Origin of the sequence: Streptomyces sp. NPDC048636, from assembly GCF_040650655.1 — a bacterium.
Lineage (GTDB): Bacteria > Actinomycetota > Actinomycetes > Streptomycetales > Streptomycetaceae > Streptomyces.
Genome location: NZ_JBEZHR010000025.1, coordinates 1 through 23,395, shown reverse-complemented (window position 1 = coordinate 23,395; position 23,395 = coordinate 1). Strand labels below are relative to the sequence as shown.

The window sequence follows — 23,395 nt, the reverse complement described above, 5'->3', positions numbered from 1 at the left end:
AACTACGAGCCTCGATCGTAGGCTGGGGCTCTGAACAGATCGAAGTCCTCTAGCTCGAGGTGTCCAGGGCGAGCTTCCCGCTGTGCCTTCGGGCTTGCAGATCGCGGTGCGCCTGCGGGGCCTCGCCGAGCGGGTACGTCGTGCCGGTCACCGGCCGCAGAAGTCCCGAGCGGACGGCGCCGAACAGACCTGCCATCGAGACAGACAGCGCGGTCGGGTCCGCGTACTGGGATGCCAGCCAGAAGCCGGCCACTGTGATCGACTTCTGGATCAGGGCCCGGGTGCTCACGGCGGCATCCTGCCCACACGCCTGCCCATAGACGACGACTCGGCCCCCGGGGGCGACCGCGCCGAGGACCTGGTCGAAGGTCTCGCCTCCCCCCGTCTCCAGCGCGATGTGCACAGGTCCGCCTGCGGCCTTGACGATGCGTTCCGTCAGCGCGTCGCAAGAAGAGGAGTCCACGACGGCGTCGGCGCCCAGTTCCTCCGCCAGGCTCCGCTTGTCCTCCGTGCCGGCCATGGCGATGACCCTGGCTCCGGCCTGGTGCGCCATCTGCACAGCAAGGGAGCCGAAGCCCCCGGCGGCCGCCGGAATCAGCACCGTCTGGCCAGGAGCCAACTCACCTGCGGTGAACAGAGCGTGCCAGGCCGAGTTCCCTTGGAGAGCAAGCACAAGCGCGTGCTCGTCGCTGATGTCATCGGGGACATCCCACGTGGTCCGCTGTGGGACCAGAGTCTTCTCCGCGTAGCCACCGCCGGGTGTCAGCGCGACGACGCGCCGCCCATCCACCCTGCCGACCACTTCGTTGCCCGGAGTACAGGGGAGTTCGATTCCGGTCAGGTAGGTGTTCTGGCGGACATGCACGTCGGCGAAGTTGACTCCGCACAGCGTGACGTCCACGACGTGGTACCCGTCGCGGGGTTCGGGGTCAGGTACATCACCGAGCCGTAAAACATCGGCATCGCCGAATCTCTTCATCACGATCGCGCGCACGCTTCTCCCTCACGTTGCAACGGTCGGTTAGCTCGCCCAGGGCCAGACCACAAAGCACTGCAGTCTACCGACTTCCGTCACTCGCCTTCGAATTCCCTTCAGCTCTCTTCTCATCAGGCGAGAAGAGAGATTCTAATACCTCGCGTGACGGAAAGAAGGGGGCCGTATTCTCGCACAGAGGGAAACCTCTTCGAGTTTCGGGGATGGCGGGAGAACGGAAACTTTTCTTCGATCTGTCAGGCGTGTTGTAATCGAAATCACCTGCCCGGCGGGTTTGGCGGGCAGTTTCACGCATCTGGGTTCAGCGACCGTCTCGTCGGAAACGTCATCCAGATGGTCACAAGACTCGGGGGAGTTGTACGTCGATGCCGTCGTTGGAGGCTGTTGCGCGGAAGGTTCTCAACCTTCCCGAGCCGAAACCCGCTGTGAACTCCGCCCAGCCTCAGGCGGTTCCCGACACCGACCCGGCACCGATCGGCGCGTCCTTTGATGGGCCCGCTGTCGGCACGTGGCTGTCGGCTTCTGAGCGTCTGCAGAGCGCTGACGCGAGACCGGGTGCGCGGTCTGACGCGCACAGGAAGCACAGGCCGTAGCGACCCGGTTCGCCCACTCCTACCTGACCTGGCATGCCACCGAGCCGGACGCGCGTGCGCAGGCACTGGGCGCGTGACATGCCCAAAACATCCCGATCGTTCCCACAACCGAGATCGGGACGAGATGGGGAGCAAAGCATTGGATGGACGCCTCCCTTCCCCAACGGCGGATAGCTCGCGATGGCACCACGTCGAGACGATCAGATAGAAAAAGCAAGGAGCATCATGGCGGACCGGACCATCCTGGTCGACGACCTCGACCCGATGACCACTCAGGGTGTCGAGCGTATCGCGTTCTCCTACCGAGGAACGGAATACGAAATCGACCTGGGCCCCGTCCACCAGGCCGAACTCGAAGCCGCCCTGCAGAAGTTTCTGGCAGGCGCTCGCCCCCGGAAGCCCGGGCGCAGGGCCCCCAGAAGCTACACCCGGATCGACCCGGCGCAGACGCAGCGCATGCGTGACTGGGCCGGAAAGCAAGGGCTCAGCGTGCCGACCCGCGGACCCCTCCCCAAACGCATCCGCGAGGCATACGAGGCGGCGCAGCCAGACCCTTCCCACAACCCGACAGCAGCTCAGCACACACCCACCAGCACCAGGAAGAACACTCATGCCAACGCCTCTGCATGACACGACGGCAGCGGGAAGCGTCAAGGTGATCCACTGGCACCTCGACGAGGATGATTCGGCCGGGGACGGCGAATCCTCCGTCCGCCGTTTCGTCAACCTCAGCCTGATCACCGGGGAACTGACGGTCAGCCACGCCGACGCGATCCCACCGTGGTCCGTCTGGGTCTGCCACGAGCTGCGGTGGCCCATCGCGTATACACCTGCCAAGCGGGTGAACACCTTGCTGGACCGGCTCGCCCCGTACGCCCAGCGCCTGATGCGGTCCATCGAGACCGGTGCCACCAGGGAAGGAACATCATCCCGGACCGTCCTGTCGTACCCATCCGGCCTCGCACTCGATGCCATCCAGCGACTGTGCGCAGACACCTGGACGGACCCACCCGGACTGCCGGCGAGCGAAGCAACGGAGTGAGCATGCCTGACATCTCCCCGCCAGAGGTGCCGGACCCCACCTCCGACATGGACCTCGGCTGGACCGAAGCGCCGCTGATCCCTCCGCACCACACCGAGCAGTTCACCGACCTGACGACAGCCATGGGCCGCCAGGACATGACAGCAGCGGCCGCTATCACCGAGGACCTGGAAGCGGCGTTCCACGACGAGTTCGGACCGAACCATCCCCACACCCTCGGAGCCCTCGCCATGCGCGCGCACGTCGCACTCCGCGCCGGTGACGACCTGATCCAGGCACTCACGCTGCACCTGCAGGTCGCCGAGCGGCGCCACGTGGCCCGCGCCACGCGGGAGGAGACGCTCCGGGCCGCACGCAACGCGCACTTCGTCTGGAAGAAGCTCGCCCGGACCGACGAGCCGATGGCACGGCGTACGTGCCAGGAACTGCTGCGCATCCTGCCTCTCGTCGGCGGAGAGCCGGTGTTCTTCGAAGAGACCGAACGAATCCGGAGCGCCATCACCTGCCCAGCGGCGTAGGACTGGGCACGAGCACACGGCACGGGGGAGGAACACCATGACAAGGCCCATACGGAATACCGGGGCCGGACGGTCCGCGCAGCAGGAATACGAGCAGCGGATGTGCAACTGGCGCGCACACACGCCGGCGCTTCCTGATCGGTCTACCGAGCGCCGCAGCGTGCGCGACCGGACTCACCTGGTCGATCGGCCGGCACACGTGGCGCGTCCCGGCAAAAGGATACGCCGCCGGCCTCGCGGTGCTCGGCGCCTGGGCGGTCAGAGCCCTGCGTACCCCGCGGCACGTGACCGCGTGGCGGACCGGAGCGGCAGGCGAACGCAGGACAGCGGACATGCTCCAGCCGCTGGAGCGCCGAGGCGGCCACGTCCTGCACGACCGGGCGATCCGCGGCAGCAGGGCCAATCTCGACCACGTGGCCACCGGAAACCGGGGCATCGCGTACATCGACACCAGGAACTGGCAGGCGAGGCACGCTTCGGTGTCCGTCAGCCGGGAGGGAGACATCCTCTGGTACGGCCGGTATCCCCAGAACAGGTCCCTCACCACGGTCGAGCGGCAGGCACCGCAACTCGCCATTGCCCTGCGTCGCGACGGCTGGGACATCGACGTCCAGCCGGTCATCGCGGTCCACGGAGCACCGGTCGGCCGCCGCGGCAGGCTCGTCTTCGACGGCGTAACGGTGATCGACGCCCCCGTCTCGGGCGCTGCCTGAGAAGGCAGACCGCCCGTCACACACCCCAAGAGGTACGCCGCCTGGGCGCCCTCGCAGCGCGGGCCCTGCCACCCGCCCGACGACCTGAGCAGAGACAAGGACCGGGGCGCCCGCCCCGGGTGAAGTGAGAGAGGCGCCGCGTGAACAGGGAACGGAAGCCCTTCCGCAGCCACAGGACATGGCCGCAGCCCGGCGTGACCGCAACCGCGCAAGCCGCTCGCACGTCGAGAACTGTGACGAACGCGGCCCCGTAGAAAGGTGATGGCCGCCCTGCTGCGAACAGAACGGCCATCCAAAGCGACTCCCGCCAGCGAAGCTTCGAGTCGTAGGTCGGCGGACGCCGGGATCCTGGACCCGCTACGAGGACCAGGACCCACAGCCACCAGGATAGAGCGCCTATAGGCGCGATGCGCAACCATGCGTCCGTGAACGTCACACCTGTCCGGTGACACGCCGATCCGCGGCTCCCCGACCCCCTCCAGGGGAGACCCGCACGATGCGCGACCCGCACAACACCGACACCGCCCAAACACCTGACACGGCCCCGGGAGCCGACTCCAGGCAGACCCTTTCTCCGGTCTCCGACAGCCCGGACCTGTTCGAGTTCACAGGCGACATCACGGACTACTGGTCGTACTCCCAGATCCGCGACTATGTGCTGCTGATGCCCGGTCTGTCGCACACCACCCTGCGGCTGTACCTGCTGCTGCGCTCCATGGTCACCGAGGCGAACAGATGGCCGCGCGGCGGCCTGCGGCGGATGACCATCGACCAGATGTGCTGGCTGCTGCCCGGGCCCGGCGGCAAGCCGATCAGCGTCTCCGCCATGTACGAGCTCCTCGACGCCCTCAAGAAGCTGAACCTCGTCGTGCCCAAGGACAGCATCGCGGCCGAAGGCGCCAGCGCGCTCAAAGGCAAGGAGAAGGCCGCCCGCGGCATCCTGCGCGGTTACACGGTCAAAGACCTGCCGCCGACCGAGTACACCGGCTGGCGCAACGCCTGGGACAAGCTGGACGCCTACACCCCCAACTGGCGGACCGACCAGCCCCAGCCGCCCACCCACCTCACCGATCTCCGACAGGACGAGGACGGCCGGATGACTGCCCAGGTACGCCAGGTGGGTCCTGGCGGGGAGATGTTCCAGAAATCTGGAACACCTCAAGCGGCAGACAGCGCGCCGTGCGCGTTCCAGAATCCTGGAACCCCGTCCCAGGATTCTGGAACGCCCTTCCGGAAAACCGGAACGGATCTATCCCTGACCTGCGAAAACCAGCCCCTTCAAAGAAGTCTCTCCAAGAAGCCCTCCTCTCCCTCCCGCACGGGCACGCCTCAGGCCGACCTCGCCGCCCCCCAGGCCGGAGGAGGAGAGAGCGCAAAAGGCCGGAGCGCACCGGAACCGGCCACCACCGCACGGCCCGACGACCACGACAGCACTCACAACGGCGAGCGGATCGCCGATGCGTGGATCGCCTCCCGGCAGGCTCACGGACACGGCATCCCCTCCCGAGCGCGCAGCCGCTTGACACGGGACGCCAACTTGCTGCTGGCCCAAGGGGAGGACGTGGAGTACCTCGTGGCAGCCGTGACGGACATGGGCAAGCGCGCCAACTGGTTCGACCTGACCCGCCATTTGGAGAGCTTCGTGATACCGGCCAAGGTCACCCTGCCTGGCCGGCGCCGGCCCCTGCCCGACTGGTGTGGCATCTGCAACGACGGCAACCCACCTGCGCAGCCCGGCCAGCGGCTGCGTGAATCGGCGGAAGGGACGCTCACAAAGTGCCCCTCCTGCCACCCCGGCGCCACGCCTACCACCCTCCCGGCCAGCACCGAGCCACGGGCCAACGGCGGCAAGCCGAAGAACCGCCCCGCCACCCCCTACCTGGATCTCGACCACGGGATAGCAGATCACCGATGAGCACCCACACCGCCTCGGAGCACGACGGCCCCGGGCCCACGACCACCCCGCCCCACCGAGAGGCCGTGCACCTCGAGCGCCTCCCGCCCCAGGACACAGACGCCGAACAGTGCGTCCTCGGCGGCATGCTGCTGTCGAAGGATGCGATCGGGGAGATCGTCGAATCGGGGCTCAAGAGCACCGATTTCTACGGCCCTCAGCACCAGCTCGTCTTCAGCGCCGTCATGGACCTGTACGGACGGGGGGAGCCTGCCGACCCCATCACCGTGGCCGCCGAACTCACCAGGACCGGCGGCATCGGCCGGGTCGGCGGTCCTGCCTACCTCCACACCCTCGTCCACGCGGTGCCGACCGCGGCCAACGCGGCCTACTACGCGGAGATCGTCACCGATCGGGCGAAGCTGCGCCGCCTGGTGGAGGCCGGCACCCGCATCACCCAGATGGGATACCTCGCCGAGGGCGACACCGACGACATCCTCGACCGGGCGTCCGCCGAGATACAGGCCGTCACCACCGACGCCACCGGAGGCGGCCTCGAGCGGGTGCGGTGGCTCGACGAGATGCTGGAGGACTACCTCCGCAGCATGGATGAGCCCCGCCCGTCCTGCCTTCCGCTGCCCTACACCGACCTGGAGCGGATCCTGCGAGCGGAGCCCGGTGACCTCATCGTCGTCGCCGCCCGCCCCGCCGTGGGCAAGTCGGTCGTCCTACTCGACATAGCCCGGCATGTATCCATCAGACACCGTCGGACCGCGATGGTCTCCTCCATGGAGATGAACCGCCCGCAGCTGATGGAACGGATCATCGCGGCCGAGGCCAGAGTCGGGCTCCAGCAGGTGAAAGCACGGCAGTACGACGAAGACGATCGCAGACGCGTGGAGCAGGCCGCCGAACAGATCGCGGGGGCGCCGCTGGTCGTCGACGACGGCCCGGCCGCCACCCTCCACCAGCTCCGCTCCCGCCTGCGCTGGCTCAATGGCCGGGGCCGGCTTCCCGCCGTCCTCCTGGTCGACTACATCCAGATCATGAAGGCCGCCGAGAAGCGAGGCCAGAGCCGCACGGCCGAGGTCGACGGACTCAGCCGCGGGCTGAAGGAACTCGCGAGCGAGTTCCAGACCACCGTGATCGCCGCCGCCCAGCTCAACCGCGAGGTGGAACGGCGCGCCGACCGGACACCGACCCTCGCGGACCTGCGCGAGTCCGGCTCGATCGAGGCCGACGCCAACGCCGTCATCCTGCTGCACCGCCCGGACGCGTACGCCAAGGACGACCCGCGGGCGGGGGAGCTGGACCTGATCGTCGCCAAGAACAGACAGGGCCCCACCTCGACGGTGACCGTCGCGTTCCAGGGCCACTACGCACGGGCGAAGGACATGGCACCCCACCCGTGACTCCCAAACCCCCCGTCTCCTGTCCCCGTTCCGCCGCGGCGGACGCGCCGGCGGCCGCCCACCACGACCCGTTGAGTGACCAATGACTGAAACGATCGAGACTGTGGAAGTGGACGACCGAAGCCTCCATTGCCTGGTGACCAGGATGACAAGAGCGGAGTGACGGGAGACTGGCACGCTCCGTTTCGGGAGCCCGGGGGTGAGACTCCCCGGACCACCCGACCTCCCTCCCTCTCCGAGGGAGGGAGGTCGCCCATGCCCACGGCCGTGACGAGATCCTCGGTGTCGCCTACAGCGACCACGACCTGGTGGTCCTCCGCGAAGCACCCGCGAATGCGTCGTAGCGGCGTCGGCACTCCGCGAGGTAGACCGTGAGATCGTCCTGGCTCAGGCGGTCACCGCGGTGCCCCTTGGAGCGGATGCCGTGCTTGGCGCACAGCACCTCCAGCTCGATGAGGGAAGGTTCGCTGCCCTGTATCTCGAGATGCTCGGCCCACACTCGGTAGATGCGCCAGCCCAGCCGGTACCGGCGCAGGGTGCTCGGACTGATCGGGCCGCCCCTGCGGCCTGCCATGCCGTTGATCCAGAGATGATCGGACAGCTCCTGGAGACCAGGCTCAGCGCCGAGCCGATCCGTGAGGTCTGACCATGCCTGGTAGTAGCGGTCGACGAGTGTCGGGGCCCCTTCATTCTGGGACGGGCCCGTTTCCTCTGCCTGCCCCGCCGTTGGAGACGTCCGAGGGCGGTCGTGCGGGTCCTGATCGGGTGCCTGCTGATACTCGGGCGCGCTGTCAGGCGCGGCTGGCTTCTGCGGTATCGGTATCGGCGCCGAGGCAGATTCCTCCGCCCCGGCGACTGTCAGCCCTTCACGTGTCAGGGGATCCTCCCCTGCGGGTGCCTCGCCGGGGTGGGCAAGGCTGCCGGCATCGGCCGGAACGGTCCTGTGTGCGTGGCGGGCTATCCGCGTTTCCTCTTCGGTGTGGCTGTCCGCATCCAGGGGGGACCGCGGCGCGCCGAGCGCGGCCGAACCCGGGAGGTCTTCCCCCTGGAGGGAGTAATCCTTCCGGGGTGCACCGTTGAGGAGTGTGAGTGAGTCTGCGGGCTGTCCCGCAGCCGTCAGCTCGGAGGACGCCGTCTGGTGCAGCGGCACGCCGTAGCGGGTCAGCTTCAGCGGCATCAGTGCCTCGACGGGGGCCCGGCGCCGCCAGGAGCGGCCGTACTGGGCGCGCAGCCGTGTCTCGTAGATCAGCCGGTCCTGTTCCATACGGATCACCTCGTCGTAGGAGCGCAGCTCCCACAGCCTCATGCGCCGCCACAGCCGGAACGTGGAGGGGAAGGCCAGCAGCCAGCGGGAGACCCGCACGCCCTCCATGTGCCGGTCGGCGGTGATGTCGGCCACCCGGCCCACCGCGTGCCGGGCCGCCTCGACGGTGACGACGAAGAGCACCGGGATCACCGCGTGCATGCCGACGCCGAGCGGGTCGGGCCAGGCCGCGGCGCCGTTGAAGGCGATCGTCGCGGCCGTCAGCAGCCAGGCCGTCTGCCGCAGCAGAGGGAAGGGGATGCGGATCCAGGTCAGCAGCAGGTCGAGGGCGAGCAGGACGACGATGCCCGCGTCGACACCGATGGGGAAGAACGGCGCGAACGAGCCGAAGCCCTTGCGCTCGGCCAGGTCGCGGACCGCCGCGTAGGAGCCCGCGAAGCCGATCGCCGCGATCACCATGGCACCGGTGATTACGACAGCGATGAGCATGCGGTGCACGCGGCTCATGTGCACCCCCTGCACCAGTTCCCCCGTTGTCTCTTGCTCTCGTCCTTGATGAGCGGTCAGTGTCTCATTCACGTCAGTGGCTGGAGATGTCCCTGAGGGGACGCCGGCCGGGATGCACCATGGGCTCCCAGGGCCTGCCTCTACTCGCCAGGGCCCGTGGGAGCTGTTGCACCGATGGCGTCCGATCAGGAGGCAGCCGCCTTCCTGTGAGCGGCTGCTTGTGCCGGGTGTTGGTGTGTCCGGAGGCCAGGGGCACGGATTCGGCTGCGGAAGATGCCGCTGCCTTCTCCTGGCGCTCTATTACGTCGTAATGGGCCTCTGCGAAGGAGATGGAGCTCTCACCCGCGGTTGCGGCCCTCTGGGCGGGCTCGGGCTTGCGGCGGCGCTCCTGCTTTTCGGCTTCCTTCCGGGCCCGCTGCTGCTTTGAAAGCTTCCAGAGCGGCTTGCTGCTGATCGGCCGACTTGTTCCCGACCGCACGCAGAAGGTGGATGGGCTCCTGCCCGATCCGCTGTTGCAGCTCGGGGGTGAGGTTGAGTAGCGCGAGCCGCTGGGAGATCCAGTCCTGGGAGCGGTGGGAGCCGCTTGGCCAACGCGGTCTGACTCCCATGGATGGCCAGGAGCCGGTCCATGGCGCGAGCCTCGTCGAGTTCCTCAAGGTCCTGACGCCTGCTTCTGGCCGTGGTCCCTGAGGCTGCCGACGAGGTCGGTCAGGTCACCGAGGCCGGAGCGGGGGTTGCCCGGGTTCAGGCTGATCCGCTCGAGGGGAGTTCGGTGGGGTCGGCGCCACCGTCGGTCGGAATGCCGGTGGGCAGCCGTTGTCAGGCCGGAGCGGTGGCGGCGGCCCCATCTGGTGCGACGCCCCTCAACCACAGGGGATTTCGCATGCCTGAGCCTGGAGGCCGAGGGGTGAAGCTCGTGGGGCGCCCGGTGGCTACAGGTCCTGGGCTTCGTAGACGCCCGGCAGGTAGCTGACGCTGGCAACAGCCGGCCGGGAGTCCTCCTCGGGTGACTGGGCGGCCAGGGTCATGACTCGGGGACCGACTCGGTAGAAGGTCACCCGGCCCACCCGGTAGGAGACCTCCAGCCAGCCCTCCTCGACCAGCCGGCGGATGCTCTTGCCGGTGTTGGGCGGGCTGAGCTGGACCGTCTGCGCGATCTCCTTGGCGGTCTTGCGCACTGTCTCGCCGAGCGGCACGGCTGTCGCGTAGTAGCTGAGCACCCGGAAGTCGGCACCGGGGGCGTCGGCCGTGCCCAGCAGGATTCCGTGCATGAGCTCCGGCGTGAAGGGCAACTCAGGCCGCCGCGCTGCGGGAAGTGTCATGAAGTCTCCTTCTTCCTGGGTACCGGTGAGGGCTTCGGTGCCGGGATCACCGGGAAACGGGCGTCCTGGACGGCCCGCATCTGCTCGGATGCCGAACCGTCGAAGGCCGCCCGCGGGTTGATCCGGTAGAACTTCATCCGGCCCACCTTCTCGGCCTCCAGCAACAGCCCGCCGACATGGAGCCTGCCCACGGACCGCGCCACCGTATCGGGCCGGATGCCCAAGGTCTGTGCGATCTCCTTGAAGGTCATTCGCAAGGGTTCGGCGCGCTCGGGCGAATGCGCCACGTAGAAACCGAAGATGTCCCGGTCGTTCTGCCGGTACCCACTGTCCTTGTGCCAGACCTTCCTCATCAGGGCCTTGGCGACGTTCACATGACGGCCTGGATGGGGCTGCCAGTCGTACCTGGCCGCCGGCAGTACCGGATTCTCCTCGGCGCCTTTGTGCTGGAACGATTCCCTGCCCAGCAGCTCGAGCTGCACGATCTCCCCCGTCCCGCGATTCACCGCGGGCAACCGCCGAGGCGTGCTACTTGGCCTCATATCCCCCCTTTCACCTGCCGTGTTGCCCATAGGCAACACGAAACATGGGGACAGTACACAGGAGATGCTCATAGGCACGTCACTGTCGTGTCACAGCCCCTCACGGCTACGAACATAAATCGAACAAGAGTTGCCTATAGGAAACTGCAACTTCCGAAAGCGTCATTCGAAATACGGATGGGAGCTATTCAGAAACGCTGTGACCTGCGAAAACGCAAACCGCCTCTTAATACATAGACAGACGCCGCAGACGATCTGCGGGTGGACACCCCCTGGACGGAAGTCGCCCGGCGCGGGTCGACCGTGCTCCGGGTCGCAGGCGGCTTCGCCGCGCACCCACGCAGCAGCCCCGTGCACATCTGCTACCCGGTGGATCACCCGCGTGATGGCGGCTTCGCCGCGACCGGAAAACAACCACCCTCAACCTCGATCCACGCATCCTGCCCACGACCGGCCCTGGGCAGCCGAAGGGTATGGGGAAGGCACGCACAAGCCGCGAGCAAAGGAAGCCATGCAGCACCACGAAGGCCTCACCGGGCCTGCGGGGGCCTCCCATGCCTCACAGTCGCCTCCCGACCCACGGCCACAGCACGGCAACGCACACACAGGCCGTACCTCCCGACCGCGGCACGCCCCTCGGGGCAGCCCGTACCGTCCGCTCCCGGGCACCGGTCCAACCGGGTGGTGGCCTGCGCGGGAACCCCCGGCCCACCCTGTTGGCCCCGGCGACCGGCGTTTGCAAGCAGACCAGCTCGATCTCCGGCGCCGATTTCGTTCCGCGCCGTCCGGGCGCGCCGAGCCTCTTCGAGGGCGGCCAGACGCGCGGCCAGCGCCTGGCCGACGGGGGCGGCTCCGGCTTCGGCAGCGTCCGTGCGGGCCCGCGCGACCGCGCGCTCCACCTCCGCACGCGCCTCGGCGGCCGAGGTACCGGGCATCGCCGCCCAGTCATGGACGGCCCCGTCGACCAGCCTGGCGATCTCCTCGCGGACCGCCTCCGCAGACCGCGCGCACGCCCCACAGGGTTCCCCGTCCGCGCCCGGTTGTCCGCCACAGTGCGGACACGACTGCGGCCCGGCAGCCTCCTGCCGCGGCTCCCGGCGCCGATGGGCCCGTTCCGCGCGCCGGTCCTTCTCCCGTTCCCCGCAGGCCCGGCAGGCCGCACCGTCCTCCAGCCTCCCGTCCTCGCACCGGGGGTCGGGGCACGGACCTGCCTTGACCATGGCCACCGCCGCACCCACCGGCCTCTTGAGAGCCCCCTCCGCCAGAAGACGGGCGTATCCGTGCGCGGCCCACCGCCGCCGTACCCGCTCGGCCAGCCGGAGCGGCTCCACCGTGCGCAACTCCCGCTCGACGGCGGTGACCAGAGCGCGCGGCCGGTCCGTGTGCGCCGCTGCCCGTATCGCCTCCCGGAAGCTTTCGGGGAAGGCCAGCAGTACCTCCCGCACCTGGCCGCTGACGAGGAACGTCCCGCGAGAAGCCGACGTCTGGCGCCGCGCTGCCTCCGTGTCCTCGGCCGGGGCGGACGGACCGCGGTCAGCGCTTCCGCGCTCCCCAGGCGCCGTTGCCGGTGCCGGGGCACCGACCATCGGCGCGGATCCGTAACCCCCCTCATCCGTGCGGGCCGACCCCGGAGAGCAACCGTCACCTCCCGGTACCGACCCGGCCACTTCCGAGACGGAGTACGAGACCTCGCCCAGCGGGCCCCCGGAGCGAGCAGATCGCTCCCGCACCAGGTAACCGAACTCCTCCAGCTCCCGCAGCGCGGCCCTCACCGCCGAGACTCCGTCCGTGGAGCACTCCGCGATCAGTTCGGCCGTAACTCCCGGGCCGCCCCCGTGCGTACAGATCAGCCCGAAGACTCCCTTCGCCCGGAAGCTCAGCCGCTTGTCCCCGAACAGGGCGCCACACACCTGTGTGAAGGTGTCACCCACCGACCGGTTGTGGCGGCCGGGTGGCCCGGCATCAATCCCCGTCCCGTCAGAGGGCCGGACTGCTCCGCGTGAGGCGGGTGATGCGGTCATGGTCTGTCTCCTCTGCGCCGAACTGCACCGCAGTCGCCCAAGAGCGTGGACGCGGTGTCCGGAAGACCCGGGGGCCCGACCGGACAGGGGAAGCGCCGCCTCTCCCCGCAGCACGGAGCCGTGCCTGTCTCCACGTCCCACCCTGCGCGGTGCGGCAGCCCACCTGCGTAAGTGTGCCTCCAGAGACGGCGATTACGGTTGGTGCCCCGCGTCACACCTGTGATGCTGTGGTGGCTGATCCGAGAGTCGGGGGGAGACCGGCATGGTGCGAGGGAATCCGGAAAGCAAGCGCACGCACTGCGTGAGCGTGCGCCTGAACGCCGAGGAACTGGAGCGCTGGCAGCGCGCCCGCCAGGGGACCGAGCGCAAAGAACTCGGCGCCTGGGTCCGGGCAGTCGTCGAGGAATCCCTCAACGGCCACCCCGGCATCCCCGGCGACGTCCCCCGGGTCCCCGAGGCCAACGAGACCGCCTACGCACAGCTCGTGCAGGCGGCAGAAGACCTGCGCGGCTTGCTGCGCCTCGCCCAGGAGCACGGCTCCCTGCCCGCCGGCGCCGACACCACGCTCGCCCAACTCGGCAACGCCGCCCTCCAGATGCGCGGACTTCCCGCAGCGCCCGAGCGGACCGTCGGACGGGCACGGTGATCGCGAAGATCACAAAGGGCCGACGCGCCAACCGCGCCCTCCGCTACGACTTCGGCCCCGGCCGCGACGAGGAGCACATCGACCCCCGCCTGGTAGCCGGCAACGTTCCCGGCACCGTCGACCAGCTGGCCCACCTCATCGACGCCCACACCGCCCGGCGCGGTGACATAGCCCGCCCCATCTGGCGCTGCGCCCTGCGCACCGCCCCCGACGACCCGATCCTCCCTGACGCGTCCTGGGCCCGGATCGCAGAGCGCTACGTGACCCGGATGGGATACGGCAACTGCCCCTGGGTCGCCGTGCGGCACGGCGAGGACCACATCCACCTCACCATCAGCCGCGTCGACTGGACCGGCCGGCTGGTGCGGGACGCCTTCGACTACCACCGCTCCTGGCCCGTCGTCCGCGACATCGAACGCGTATGGAAGCTCGTCAACGCCGAAGAACGCAGCAATCGTGTGGCACCCCAGGCCACCCGTCCCGAACGAGCAGCGAGCCAACGCAGGGGAGCGTCCCGTCCCGAGAGGGAGGAGCTACGTGCCCGCATACGCGCCGCACGCGACGCGACCCGCGGCCGGGGCCAAGACACCTTCGAACGCGCCCTCACCGCAGCCGGAGTCGAATGGCGCGCCCACCTCTCCGCCTCCGGGGGCATCCGAGGCTATTCCTTCAGCTTTCCCACCTGGCGGGACTGCGACGGCGGACAGATCTGGGTCGCCGCCTCGAAGGTCGCCAAGGACCTGCGCTGGCCCCAGCTGTGCACTGACCTCGGCTCGACGCCCCCTACCGCCCAGCCGCCGGACATCCGGCGCTGACGAACCGGCCCGGACGACTGTCGGTGCCACACGAGATACTGGAAGCGGCCCTGTTCCGTGGTCGGCCGCCACTTCGTGCAAACCGTGTCAAGCGGAGGGAAGCACCGTGAGTCAGAACCGTACCGACTTCGGACCCGTGCAGCTCGCCCGATGGCTGGGTATCGAGGAGTCACAGCTGCGCCGTGCCCAGAACCGGGGATTGGTCCCGCCGCCTGACATCGACGACAAGCGCTGGTCCTACGACCTTGCCAGGACCCTTCCGGACCGCGTCGAGGAGATCGTGGCCGCTCTGGAGCCGAAGCAGGAGCCGGTCGTATCCGGCGCCGACAGCCGGTCGGCCGTTCCGCGGGCGCGCGGGGCACAGCGGGGCCAATCATTCGGCCCAGTGCAGCTGAGTCGCTATCTGGGCCTGAAGACCTGGCAGCTGCGGCGGGCCCAGGAGCGCGGCCTGGTCCCGGAGCCCGACACTGAGCAGAAGCGCTGGTCGAAGGAGCTGGCAAAGACGCTTCCGGACCGTGTCGAGGAGATCCTCGCAGTGATCGGTGACCACCCGGGCCTCGGTTCCGAGAAGTCCGCGGAACACCTCGCGCAGCGCACGGGCCTGGAAGTGGAGCGGGCCGACATCCAGCTGCTGGCCGAACGCGGCCTCCTCTGCCCGGTCGGTGACTACCGAGGATGGCCGCTGTACGCCGTCGAGGACTTGGACGCCCTCGATCCGGCGGACGTCACTGCGGCCATATCCGACCGCCACGCCTGGATCGAGGCGAGCCTGAACAGTGAAGAGGCCGCACAGGTGCTGGGATGGTCCGTCGGGAAGTTCGAAGTCACCGCCGAACGCTCCGGACTGCCGCCCGGCCGTTTCGGCCGCTACGCCCGCCGAGATGTGCCGCGGCTGGCTGAGGAGAGCACACCGCAGTAGACGGTCCGTCCGGGTGCTCACCCCACCCGGAGGCTCAGCCGGCCGACTCGTCGAGGAAGGAGGAGGCCTGCGCCAGGTACAGACGGGCGTAGACACCCTCCCGTCTCATCAGAGCTGTGTGCGTGCCTTCCTCGACGACCATGCCCTCGTCGAGGACGTAGATGTAGTCCGCCATTCGGATACTGGAGAACCGGTGGGAGATCAATACCACCGTGCGGTCGGCGAACAGGTCCCGTACATGCGCGAAGAGTTCTGCCTCCGCCTCGGCGTCCAACGCGGCGGTGGGCTCGTCCAAGATGACGCAGCCTGCGTTCCGGTAGAAGGCGCGGGCCAGAGCGAGACGTTGCCACTCGCCGCCTGAAAGATCGGCGCCCTCTGTGAACTCCTTGCCCAGATACGTGTGGTAGCCGTACCGAAGCGCACTGATGAAGTCGTGCGCCCCGGCCTCGCGCGCAGCGCGGACTGCCGCCTCGCTGTCGGGCGGGGAGGTGGGACGTCCGAAGGTGATGTTGTCCTCGGCTGTGAACTTGTAGCGGACGAAATCTTGGAAGACCAGCGCCACGGCTTCTTGAAGGCGGGAAGGATCGGGCGCGGGGCTCCCGTCCAGCGACACGTGTCCACTGTCGGGGGTGTACAGCCCGGCGATCAGCTTGCTGAGTGTTGTCTTGCCTGAGCCGTTCGGCCCTACGAGAGCCACTGTGCGGCCCGCCGGCAGCGTCATGCTGATTCCGGCCAGGGCGGGCTCCCGGGATCCCGGGTAGGTGAAGGTGACGTCAGACACGCACAGGGCACGGGGCGTCGAGCAGCCCTGACGGACAAGACTCGCCCGCGAGCCGGAGAACGGGGGCTGCCCCTCGGGGGCGTTGGTGAATGCGCGCAGATCATTGAGATACAGAAGCTGTTCACCGCTCGAGACGACAATGTATCCGACGATTTGCACGCTCTGGGTGAGCATCACGAGCGCCACGACGGCGGTGGCCGCAGTGATCGAATCGAGGTAGTCGAGGCTGCCGAGCCACAGCACCACGCCCAGGAACACGAGCAGCACGAGCTTCGTGAGAACGCGGCCGCCGACCTGCTGACGGGTGGAGTTTCGGTTCACCGCGATCTGTTGTTCGAACTCGTTCTCGTAGTGCTTGCGCCAGCGGTCGAGCAGAGTGGGGCCGAGGGCGAACGCACGTACCTCTTTGGCTTCCTGCCGTCCGGTCAGCAGCCCCTCGACGTACTGACGGATACGCCGGTTCTCGGTGACCTGAGTGTGCACCTGATACTGGGCCTGCCGCGCCCACCGCGCCGTGCAGATGACCGGCACAGCGGCGATGGCGATGAACGGCAGCAGCCACCAGGCGATCACTGCGAAGGAGACGGCCACCGCGCCGGTCTGTACAGCGGCCCCGAGCAGGAGGTTCAGGGTGCTGATCGTCATGGTCGCCTGGGAGCGAGAGGCGAAAACGGCGCGCTGCAGCCGGTCGTGGAAGTCGGGCTCTTCGAAGACGGACAACGGCGTCGCAAGAGCCGCTCCGAGCACCTGCTCAGTAGCGAACCGGTCCACCTGCAGGCCGAGGAGTCGCCCTTGGGCATTCGAGACGAGGGAGAGCAGATCCCGGGCCAGGCTCAGGACAGTGAGGAGCACCGCGCCGCCGACGAGGGCCGGCAGGCTTTGACGCCACTCTTCTCCTCCGAGGGAGAGTGTTTCCGGCCGGGAGAGAAGGTGCCAGGCCAGGAGGATGCCGGTGCCGAAGCCTGTTCCGATCAGGAGCTGGAGCCCGGCGACAAGACACAGGCGCCGCCTGTCCGCCCTCCACGCCAGTGCCGAGGCGAAGGCGAACACTTCGGCCAGTTGCCGGGCCGACAACTGCTGTGCCTTGTCCGGCCGCTCCTGCTTCTTATTCCGCTCGTTCCGCTTCCGCTCGTGTCCGTCGCCGGAAGCCCGTTCTGAGCGACTGCTGGCACCGGACGGTTGTTGCTGGTTCTCGGGCGATTCACCGAACAGGGCAGTCATCCCTCTCGTTCCTGTCGCGGGGAGGCACCGAAGCCGGACCGCTTGGCGGAGCCCGGGACCTCGCACGTGTGCCGGAATGCCTCCGCGGACCTGGCTGAGGCGGTTCTCGAAGTCTCTCACTACGGCACGTCTCTGGGACTGCCCCGCACCTAGAGCCACTGAACCATCCGTCCTCTCCCTCCCTCCCCCTGTGGAGGGGGAGGGAGAGAGCGAGCTATGCAATAGGGCTTCGCTTATTGCTGCTCCTTCGCCGGTTGCGGCGGTTACGCCAGGAGGTGGCTTTGTTCGCGACTTCCGGCAGCAGATGTTCATGGCTCCGGAAGGCCCCCGCAGACCGGAAGAGTCGATGTTCACGAGAGCGGGAGGCACCCGCCGACGCCCGGCAACGGCGCGATGGCGGCTGCCACCTACGCCCGTAGCCAGCGCTTTTGCCGCGAGTTCCGGACGGGCGGCAGACGGCTTCCCGCCGGTCACCACCGAGCTGCTGCCCGAAGTCGTGAATATCCGGCGCGGGCACCTGCCTCCCGAACTGCTGTCGAAACGCTGCTCTGCGACGTGAACAGAGCCAAGGAGGGGTGTCGTAGGGCGGCCGGTGAGGTCAGTGATGCGTTCGGTGTCTTCGGGCTGCTGGTGCCTGTGGCCTGGGCTTTCGTTCGCTGCCCGGAGCGCGTTCTCAGTGTCGACGCTCTGTCCACCGTCCTGCTGCGCTGTCGGTCGCCGTCCTTTCCTGGCAGGGTTCTCTTCCCTGGCGGGAGGGGCAGGCGGACATGGCCACTCCGCGGTAAGTGGTGGGTCTCGGTCTGCGTATGCGCGTCGTGCTCGTGTGCCGCAGGGGGCGCTGGCTGTGTGCCCGCTTCTGGTGTGCCGGGGCCAGCCCTCTGGCTTGTCCGCCACCGGGCGGCAGCTTCTCGCGCCCTCTCGACCAGGTGCAGGCGGTTGTTCCGCGAGCGTCACGGCGTCGCCGAACAACGCTGAGGAAGTGGTGCGTGCCTGGTCAGGTTTGTGGCCGGGTGAGGTATCGGGTCGGGAGTGATCGAGCTGTTGTCTCGAGCCTGCCGTTTGTCGGAGGGCTGGCGTGGTGGTTCCGGTGGGGTGTGTGTGGCACGCGGAGAGGCCGGTGCCTGTCAGGTCCTGATGGGTACCGGAGTCATCTCTCAGTTTGTCAGCTCTGTCCGATGGCCTTGATGTTGCCGCAGCTGTAGCAGACCTCGATTGAGCCGCGCTGGTCCCGGCTTCTGCATCTGCGCGTGGTCAGTTGTCACCCTGACCGGGGTTGTCCCTTCTCCAGGTGCCGGGGGGCCGTTCTCTGGGGTGGCCCGTGGTGGCCCCTGCCCGTCGCTTGAAGCCTGCACCAGGGCGGGGTGGGGGCAAACCAAAGAGCGGTTTGCCCCCACCCCGCCCTGGTGCTGATCGGCCGCGTCGGGCAGGGGCCACCACGGGCCGCAGAGAGCGGCCCTCCCCTCCCGGCATCTGGAGAAGGGACAACCCCATGCAGTGCGACAAGTGTGGTGCGCAGATGCAGAAGCCGGGCGACCAGGGCGGCTCGATGTGGGTCTGCTACAGCTGCGGCAACATCAAGCAGAGCTGACAGCCTGAGAGATGACTCCGGTGCCCGCCAGGTCCTGGCGGGCACCGGCCTTTCTGTGTGTGGTTGGTCCCTTCGGGGCCGATCGTTCGAGCGGCTGCGGGCGGAGAAGACAGCGGGTCGGTGCCTGCAGGTTGGTGCAGCTAGTGGGCAGCCGATTCATGTCTCGTGGACTGTGCTGGTTTCGTCGGCTTCTTCTTCTGACGGTGTGGGTGGGATCGGGCCTCTCTAGAGGGCCGGGACCTCTCCTCCCCTGTCTGTTGCCGGTGCTGTTCGTTGCGGTGGGTCGTGGTGGGCCCTGCCCGTCGCTTGGAGCCTGCGCCAGGGCGGGGTGGGGGCAAACCAAAGAGCGGTTTGCCCCCACCCCGCCCTGGCGCTGATCGGCCGCGTCGGGCAGGGCCGAACACGACCCGCCTCCTTCTCGACGGAGGCCACCACCCGGCACAGTTGAAGAAGGAGACCGCTCATGCGTTACGTGGAGGAGCAGAAGACGGACCGTAAGGACTCCTCACCCAAGTCACCGCTGGAGGAGGGCGGAACGACCAAGTGAGTTCTGTCGTATAGGGACGGGCCCCGGTGCCGCCGGAACTCGGCGGCACCGGGGCCCTTTCCCTGTTGGGGTCGACAGAGGGGCTGTGTGGCTTGTATCGCCGGAATCGGCTGGTGACGCGGGCCAGGGTTCGTGCAGTCCGCCCCGTGTTCGCCTCGCACCGTTCTTTCGAAGTTCGGTGAGAGGTCCGGCAACGGGTTTGTGCGTACCGTGCCAGCTTTTCTCTTGGTGGGTGTGGTTGGCGCTGAGGCTGCTGCTGGAGCTCGGCGCGGACGAGGTGATCCTCTGCGTGGACGACGGTCCGTCGGCGGAGGATGACCGCAGTGCCGCCTACCGGCTGTACGACTCGGTGGGGGTTTGCCGAGGTCGACCGCCTGTGGTTCTGCACGTAGGCGCCGCGAGGCTGAGCCGGGGCGGTGGGGCGGCTGGGGTGGACGGCACTCCTGCCACCCCCGATCCAGGCGGGTAGGAGCGCCCACGGTCGCGGTGCGGGGCTCTGCGCCCCCCTTCCCGGTGCCTGAGCCTGCCCCGCGTCGGGGCGGGGGGTCAACCGGGAAAAGCGCCCGGTTGACCCCCCGCCCCGACGCGGCGCTGTCGGCCGATCACCGGGAAGGGGACCACAGAGCCCCGGGCCGCACCGAGCGGCCAGCCCTCCCGGCCACAGCACAGGAGGAAGACCGTGGAACAGATCACCGTCGCGCAGGCACTGAGGGTCCTCGCCAAGAAGCTCCCCTACCTCGCCACGGCGACCGGGCACGTCGAGAGGACCTACGTGAACCCGAAGGGAACCTGGGCGACTCTCACCGTCCGCGTGACGAACCGTAACGAGGAGACCCGGCGAGAGGACGACTACATCACCTTCACCACCGGGCAGCGTGGGTGGATCGACCTCATCACGTCGCTGGGACAGGGTGACTACGTGACCGCCCTCAGCCTCGAGTACGAGCAGGGTCGCAGGAAGGCGGGCGGGACCTACGGCAGTGACCACCTCGTTCTCACCGAGGTCGTCGTGCGCAGGAAGGCTGAGAAGCCGGTAGCCGCCCCCAAGTTCCTGGAGGGGCTGGTCGACGAAGGCTGACCCCCGGGGGGAGCGGCCCAGCCGCTCCCCCTCCCCGGAAGGGCAGCCCCTCTCGCGAGGGGCCGCCCTTTTTCGTGCCCGGCCCGCCGCTGTGCGGGCCTTTCAGGTTTCCGGACGGGCCACTTCCGGCCCGTCCCCAACAGTCAGGAGGTCAGATGAGTACGAACGTTGTGGTCCCGAGCGGGGTGCGTCGTTCCCTCGTGCAGCCGTCGGTCGCGTTGGACCGGTGGGCGCGGCACGGTTTCGTGCCGCTGGAGGTGGTGGTGGACGCTGTCATCGGGGTCAGCCAGGTGCGGCTGGCGGGCCCCACCCGGCACAGCTGGATCGCGGGTCCTGGAGGCTGGGAACCGCTGGGCTCCCGGAACATGAGCGACCTCGCCCAGTGGGCGGTGCGCACCAGGGAGACCGTCAACGCCCGGATGCTCCTGGTGGTGCGGGACCACCCGGAGAGTGTCGTCGCGGAGCTGGGGCGGGCGCCGGACAAGGAGCTCGGGGAGGCGCTGGAGTGGCTGGGCTGGCCCACGGCGCGAGCGGCCGGAAGGTTGGTGAGTGTCCGGGAACGGCTGGGGGCTCGCAGCAACGACTACTGGCTGCTGGAGGCGGCCATGGAGGCCCTGGGGCTGCCGGAGACCGGCCGGGATCTTCCGACCCTGCCAGGGGTCAGCGTCGTCATCTCCGCGCGTGACGTGCACAGCGTGCTGGCCGGGACGGTCGAGAGCGTCATCGGGGCCGCTGAACGGCTTCCGGGGCAGACGCCGTGGGAGTGCGTCATCGTGGACGACAAGAGTTCTTCCCCGCTGCGGCTGCCCCTCGGGCTGCCGCCGCAGGTGCGACTCGTGCGGTCGAAGGAGCGGGTGTACCGCGGCGGTGCCAGGAACCTGGGTCAGTGGCAGACCGACCACCTGGTCACGGTCTTCCTGGACGACGACCTCCAGATGGCGCCCAACTACCTGCTGGAGCACGCGGTACGGCACCTTCTGTCGCCGTACCTGATCACGGTGTCGGGCCGGGAGGAGTACCTGGAGCCCACCGCTCCGACGCCGGAGCGTCTGCCGTACGGGAAGAAGACCGCTGCCGGTGACGGACGGTTCCGGAACTTCGGGGCGGACGGACGCCTGGGCCCGCGCGAGGTGTACGAACTGGTCGGCCGCGGCGACCTCGTGGCCTCGGGGCCGGTGGCCGACATCGGGTTCCCGCCCGATTATGTGGCCTACGGCCCGGAGGACGGGACGTTCGTGGCGAAGGCGCTGTCCCGGGGTGCGTTCGTTGTGCCGGTTCCGCAGACCGGCGTCTTCCGTCGCGGCTACCGGCGGACCGGGAACCTGGTGGCCCAGGACACGGCGCGGGTCGACGCGTTCGTGGCGAACCTGGAGCGCGAGGAACGCCACTTCGACGCCCCCGCCGACAGCGGGTGGGGTGCCACGGGGTGACGCGCGAGTGACCGGCCTTCCGGCCCTCTTCGAGGGGGCCGGAAGGCTTCGGCCAGGCCCGTGACCGTCCGTCAGGCCCGTGACCATCCGTACCGGTGGTTCCGGGGCTCCGGTCCATGGTGGCCCCTGCCCGCCGTTCAGAACGTGTACCCATGCCACCGCGCGCCGGCCGGTCCTCCGCCGTCGTCCCCGCTCGCCCTGCTCCTTCTCGTCGGTGCGGAGGCGGTGCCTCCGTCGGGAGAGGGGTCCGTGGTGGGCCCTGCCCGCCGCTTGCAGCCTGCCCCTGGGGTGGGGTGGCCGCAAACGAAAAGCGCGTTTGTGGCCACCCGCCCCCAGGGCGTATCGGCTGCGCCGGGCAGGGCCCACCACGGACCCCCTCCCTCACGACGGAGGCACCGCCCGGCACCGTCGAAAAGGAGGAGACCATGGCGCAGCACGGCATGTGGACGGACGCCGGTGGTCACGAGCCCCGGCCCGCGCCTCCCCCGCCTGAGGGCGGGTCCGGCTCGGAGGAAAACAACGATTCCTGAGCGGGGCTGGATGGATGGCCCCGGTACTGCCGTACTCGGCGGTGCCGGGGCCATCGGCGTGTGGATGCCGGCGGGTACCGGCTCAGCTCTACTGGGCCTTGTTCGGACTGGCGCTGTGCTTGGGCGTTTCCCGTCCGTGGCGCGTGGGGGCTTCGGGGCGCCCGCTGTCCTTCTCTCGCGCGAGTGGTGACCCTCCGGTGGTCCGTTGTGGCCCCCGCCCGCCGCTTGCAGCCTGCCCTGGGGGTGGGGTGGCCGCAAACCAAAAGCAGGTTTGCCCCCACCCCACCCCCAGGGCGTATCGGCTGCGTCGGGCAGGGGCCACAACGGACCACCAAGGGGCGGTCCCCCCTCCTCGGCGGAGAGGAAAGAGACGATGAAGGTGCTCGCGAAGAAGGTCGTACGGGTTCTGGCGACTCTGAGCAACGCGTGCCTGGGTCGTGACGACAACGGCCCGTGCGTGGGCCTCGGCGGGGCCTGTCACTACTGCCACCGCCCGATGTCCTGACCCGGTTGTCGTGAGCCCGGCGCCCGCCGCACCGCGGCGGGCGCCGGAGCTTGTGGGTATCCGGGACGCGGACTGTTGCTCGCTGCGCGTCCCGTCGTCTCATTGAGGCTCACGGGGTTCGGTGAGTGAGCCGGCCCCGGCGCCGCCGAGAACGGCGGCGCCGGAGCCTTCGTCGTGCTGGGGGTCGGCTGCTTTCCGGTTGTGTTCAGGCCGGGTTCGAGACCTGCGCCAGTACGAAGTCGGAAGGCTGTCAGGCCGTCGTGCGGTGGTCCGGGATGGCTCCTGCCCGACGCTCGCAGCCTGCCCGTGGGGCCACCGCCAGAGCTGATCGGCTGCGTAGGGCAGGGGGCCGGTTACGGCCCACCTCTCTCCACGGAGGTGGCCGCCCGGCCCGTCGCAACGGGCTCTTCGTCACGGTGGCGGGTGGTGGTCCCCTGTCCGTCGCTTGGAGCCTGCGCCAGGGCGGGGTGGGGGCGGAACGAAAAGAGGGTGTGGCACCCCCCCCCCCCGGGG

17 protein-coding genes are annotated in these 23,395 nt (G+C 68.9%); 12 read left to right on the top strand and 5 right to left on the bottom strand.

Annotated features, from left to right (window positions below; translation table 11 throughout):
• Positions 1-49 precede the first annotated feature (49 nt).
• Entirely contained in the window at positions 50-994 is a 945-nt protein-coding gene (locus AB0C66_RS35585; RefSeq protein WP_362448645.1) for a zinc-binding dehydrogenase, read from the bottom strand.
• 818 nt (positions 995-1,812) lie between these two features.
• Here AB0C66_RS35585 and AB0C66_RS35580 point away from each other — a divergent pair.
• From AB0C66_RS35580 to AB0C66_RS35555, 6 genes are all read left to right on the top strand, one after another.
• The gene (locus AB0C66_RS35580; protein WP_362448642.1) at positions 1,813-2,217 is read left to right on the top strand and encodes an Lsr2 family protein; all 405 of its coding nucleotides are present in this window, start codon (positions 1,813-1,815) and stop codon (positions 2,215-2,217) included.
• The gene (locus AB0C66_RS35575; protein ID WP_362448639.1) at positions 2,198-2,629 is read left to right on the top strand and encodes a hypothetical protein; all 432 of its coding nucleotides are present in this window, start codon (positions 2,198-2,200) and stop codon (positions 2,627-2,629) included. The genes AB0C66_RS35580 and AB0C66_RS35575 overlap by 20 nt, the downstream gene beginning before the upstream one ends.
• A gap of 2 nt (positions 2,630-2,631) precedes the next feature.
• Entirely contained in the window at positions 2,632-3,147 is a 516-nt protein-coding gene (locus AB0C66_RS35570) for a hypothetical protein (RefSeq protein ID WP_362448636.1), read from the top strand.
• Between the two features lie 239 nt (positions 3,148-3,386).
• On the top strand, positions 3,387-3,860 hold the full coding sequence (locus AB0C66_RS35565) for a nuclease-related domain-containing protein (protein WP_362448633.1): 474 nt from the start codon (positions 3,387-3,389) through the stop codon (positions 3,858-3,860).
• Positions 3,861-4,356: 496 nt separating this feature from the next.
• Positions 4,357-5,775, top strand: coding sequence for a hypothetical protein (locus AB0C66_RS35560; RefSeq protein WP_362448630.1), 1,419 nt, complete (start codon positions 4,357-4,359; stop codon positions 5,773-5,775).
• The gene (locus AB0C66_RS35555) at positions 5,772-7,166 is read left to right on the top strand and encodes a replicative DNA helicase (protein ID WP_362448627.1); all 1,395 of its coding nucleotides are present in this window, start codon (positions 5,772-5,774) and stop codon (positions 7,164-7,166) included. The genes AB0C66_RS35560 and AB0C66_RS35555 overlap by 4 nt, the downstream gene beginning before the upstream one ends.
• A 289-nt stretch (positions 7,167-7,455) precedes the next feature.
• Here the strand turns inward: AB0C66_RS35555 and AB0C66_RS35550 are convergent, their stop codons facing one another.
• Positions 7,456-8,937, bottom strand: coding sequence for a DUF2637 domain-containing protein (locus AB0C66_RS35550; protein WP_362448624.1), 1,482 nt, complete (start codon positions 8,935-8,937; stop codon positions 7,456-7,458).
• A 329-nt stretch (positions 8,938-9,266) separates the two neighbouring features.
• Between AB0C66_RS35550 and AB0C66_RS35545 the strand changes: the two genes are divergently transcribed.
• The gene (locus AB0C66_RS35545) at positions 9,267-9,476 is read left to right on the top strand and encodes a hypothetical protein (protein ID WP_362448621.1); all 210 of its coding nucleotides are present in this window, start codon (positions 9,267-9,269) and stop codon (positions 9,474-9,476) included.
• 393 nt (positions 9,477-9,869) lie between these two features.
• Here AB0C66_RS35545 and AB0C66_RS35540 read toward each other — a convergent pair whose 3' ends face one another.
• Both AB0C66_RS35540 and AB0C66_RS35535 read right to left on the bottom strand, forming a co-directional pair.
• On the bottom strand, positions 9,870-10,259 hold the full coding sequence (locus AB0C66_RS35540; protein WP_362448618.1) for a winged helix-turn-helix domain-containing protein: 390 nt from the start codon (positions 10,257-10,259) through the stop codon (positions 9,870-9,872).
• Complete coding sequence (locus AB0C66_RS35535; RefSeq protein ID WP_362448615.1) at positions 10,256-10,741, bottom strand: winged helix-turn-helix domain-containing protein; 486 nt, start codon at positions 10,739-10,741, stop codon at positions 10,256-10,258. Before AB0C66_RS35535 ends, AB0C66_RS35540 begins: the two co-directional genes overlap by 4 nt.
• 2,382 nt (positions 10,742-13,123) lie before the next feature.
• Between AB0C66_RS35535 and AB0C66_RS35530 the strand changes: the two genes are divergently transcribed.
• The 3 genes from AB0C66_RS35530 (at position 13,124) to AB0C66_RS35520 (ending at position 15,202) form a co-directional block, all read left to right on the top strand.
• Positions 13,124-13,468 carry a hypothetical protein gene (locus AB0C66_RS35530; RefSeq protein ID WP_362448612.1) on the top strand — a complete coding sequence of 115 codons (345 nt, stop codon included), beginning with the start codon at positions 13,124-13,126 and terminating at the stop codon, positions 13,466-13,468.
• Positions 13,465-14,283, top strand: coding sequence for a hypothetical protein (locus tag AB0C66_RS35525; protein WP_362448609.1), 819 nt, complete (start codon positions 13,465-13,467; stop codon positions 14,281-14,283). The genes AB0C66_RS35530 and AB0C66_RS35525 overlap by 4 nt, the downstream gene beginning before the upstream one ends.
• Before the next feature lie 106 nt (positions 14,284-14,389).
• Positions 14,390-15,202 (top strand): hypothetical protein, encoded by an 813-nt coding sequence (locus AB0C66_RS35520; protein ID WP_362448606.1) that lies wholly within the window; start codon positions 14,390-14,392, stop codon positions 15,200-15,202.
• A gap of 34 nt (positions 15,203-15,236) precedes the next feature.
• On the opposite strand, the gene AB0C66_RS35515 is transcribed toward AB0C66_RS35520, so the two are convergent.
• Positions 15,237-17,204, bottom strand: coding sequence for an ABC transporter ATP-binding protein (locus AB0C66_RS35515; protein WP_362448603.1), 1,968 nt, complete (start codon positions 17,202-17,204; stop codon positions 15,237-15,239).
• A 2,814-nt stretch (positions 17,205-20,018) separates the two neighbouring features.
• Here AB0C66_RS35515 and AB0C66_RS35510 point away from each other — a divergent pair.
• The gene (locus AB0C66_RS35510) at positions 20,019-20,417 is read left to right on the top strand and encodes a hypothetical protein (protein WP_362448600.1); all 399 of its coding nucleotides are present in this window, start codon (positions 20,019-20,021) and stop codon (positions 20,415-20,417) included.
• Between the two features lie 155 nt (positions 20,418-20,572).
• The gene (locus AB0C66_RS35505) at positions 20,573-21,847 is read left to right on the top strand and encodes a glycosyltransferase (protein WP_362448597.1); all 1,275 of its coding nucleotides are present in this window, start codon (positions 20,573-20,575) and stop codon (positions 21,845-21,847) included.
• Positions 21,848-23,395 lie beyond the last annotated feature (1,548 nt).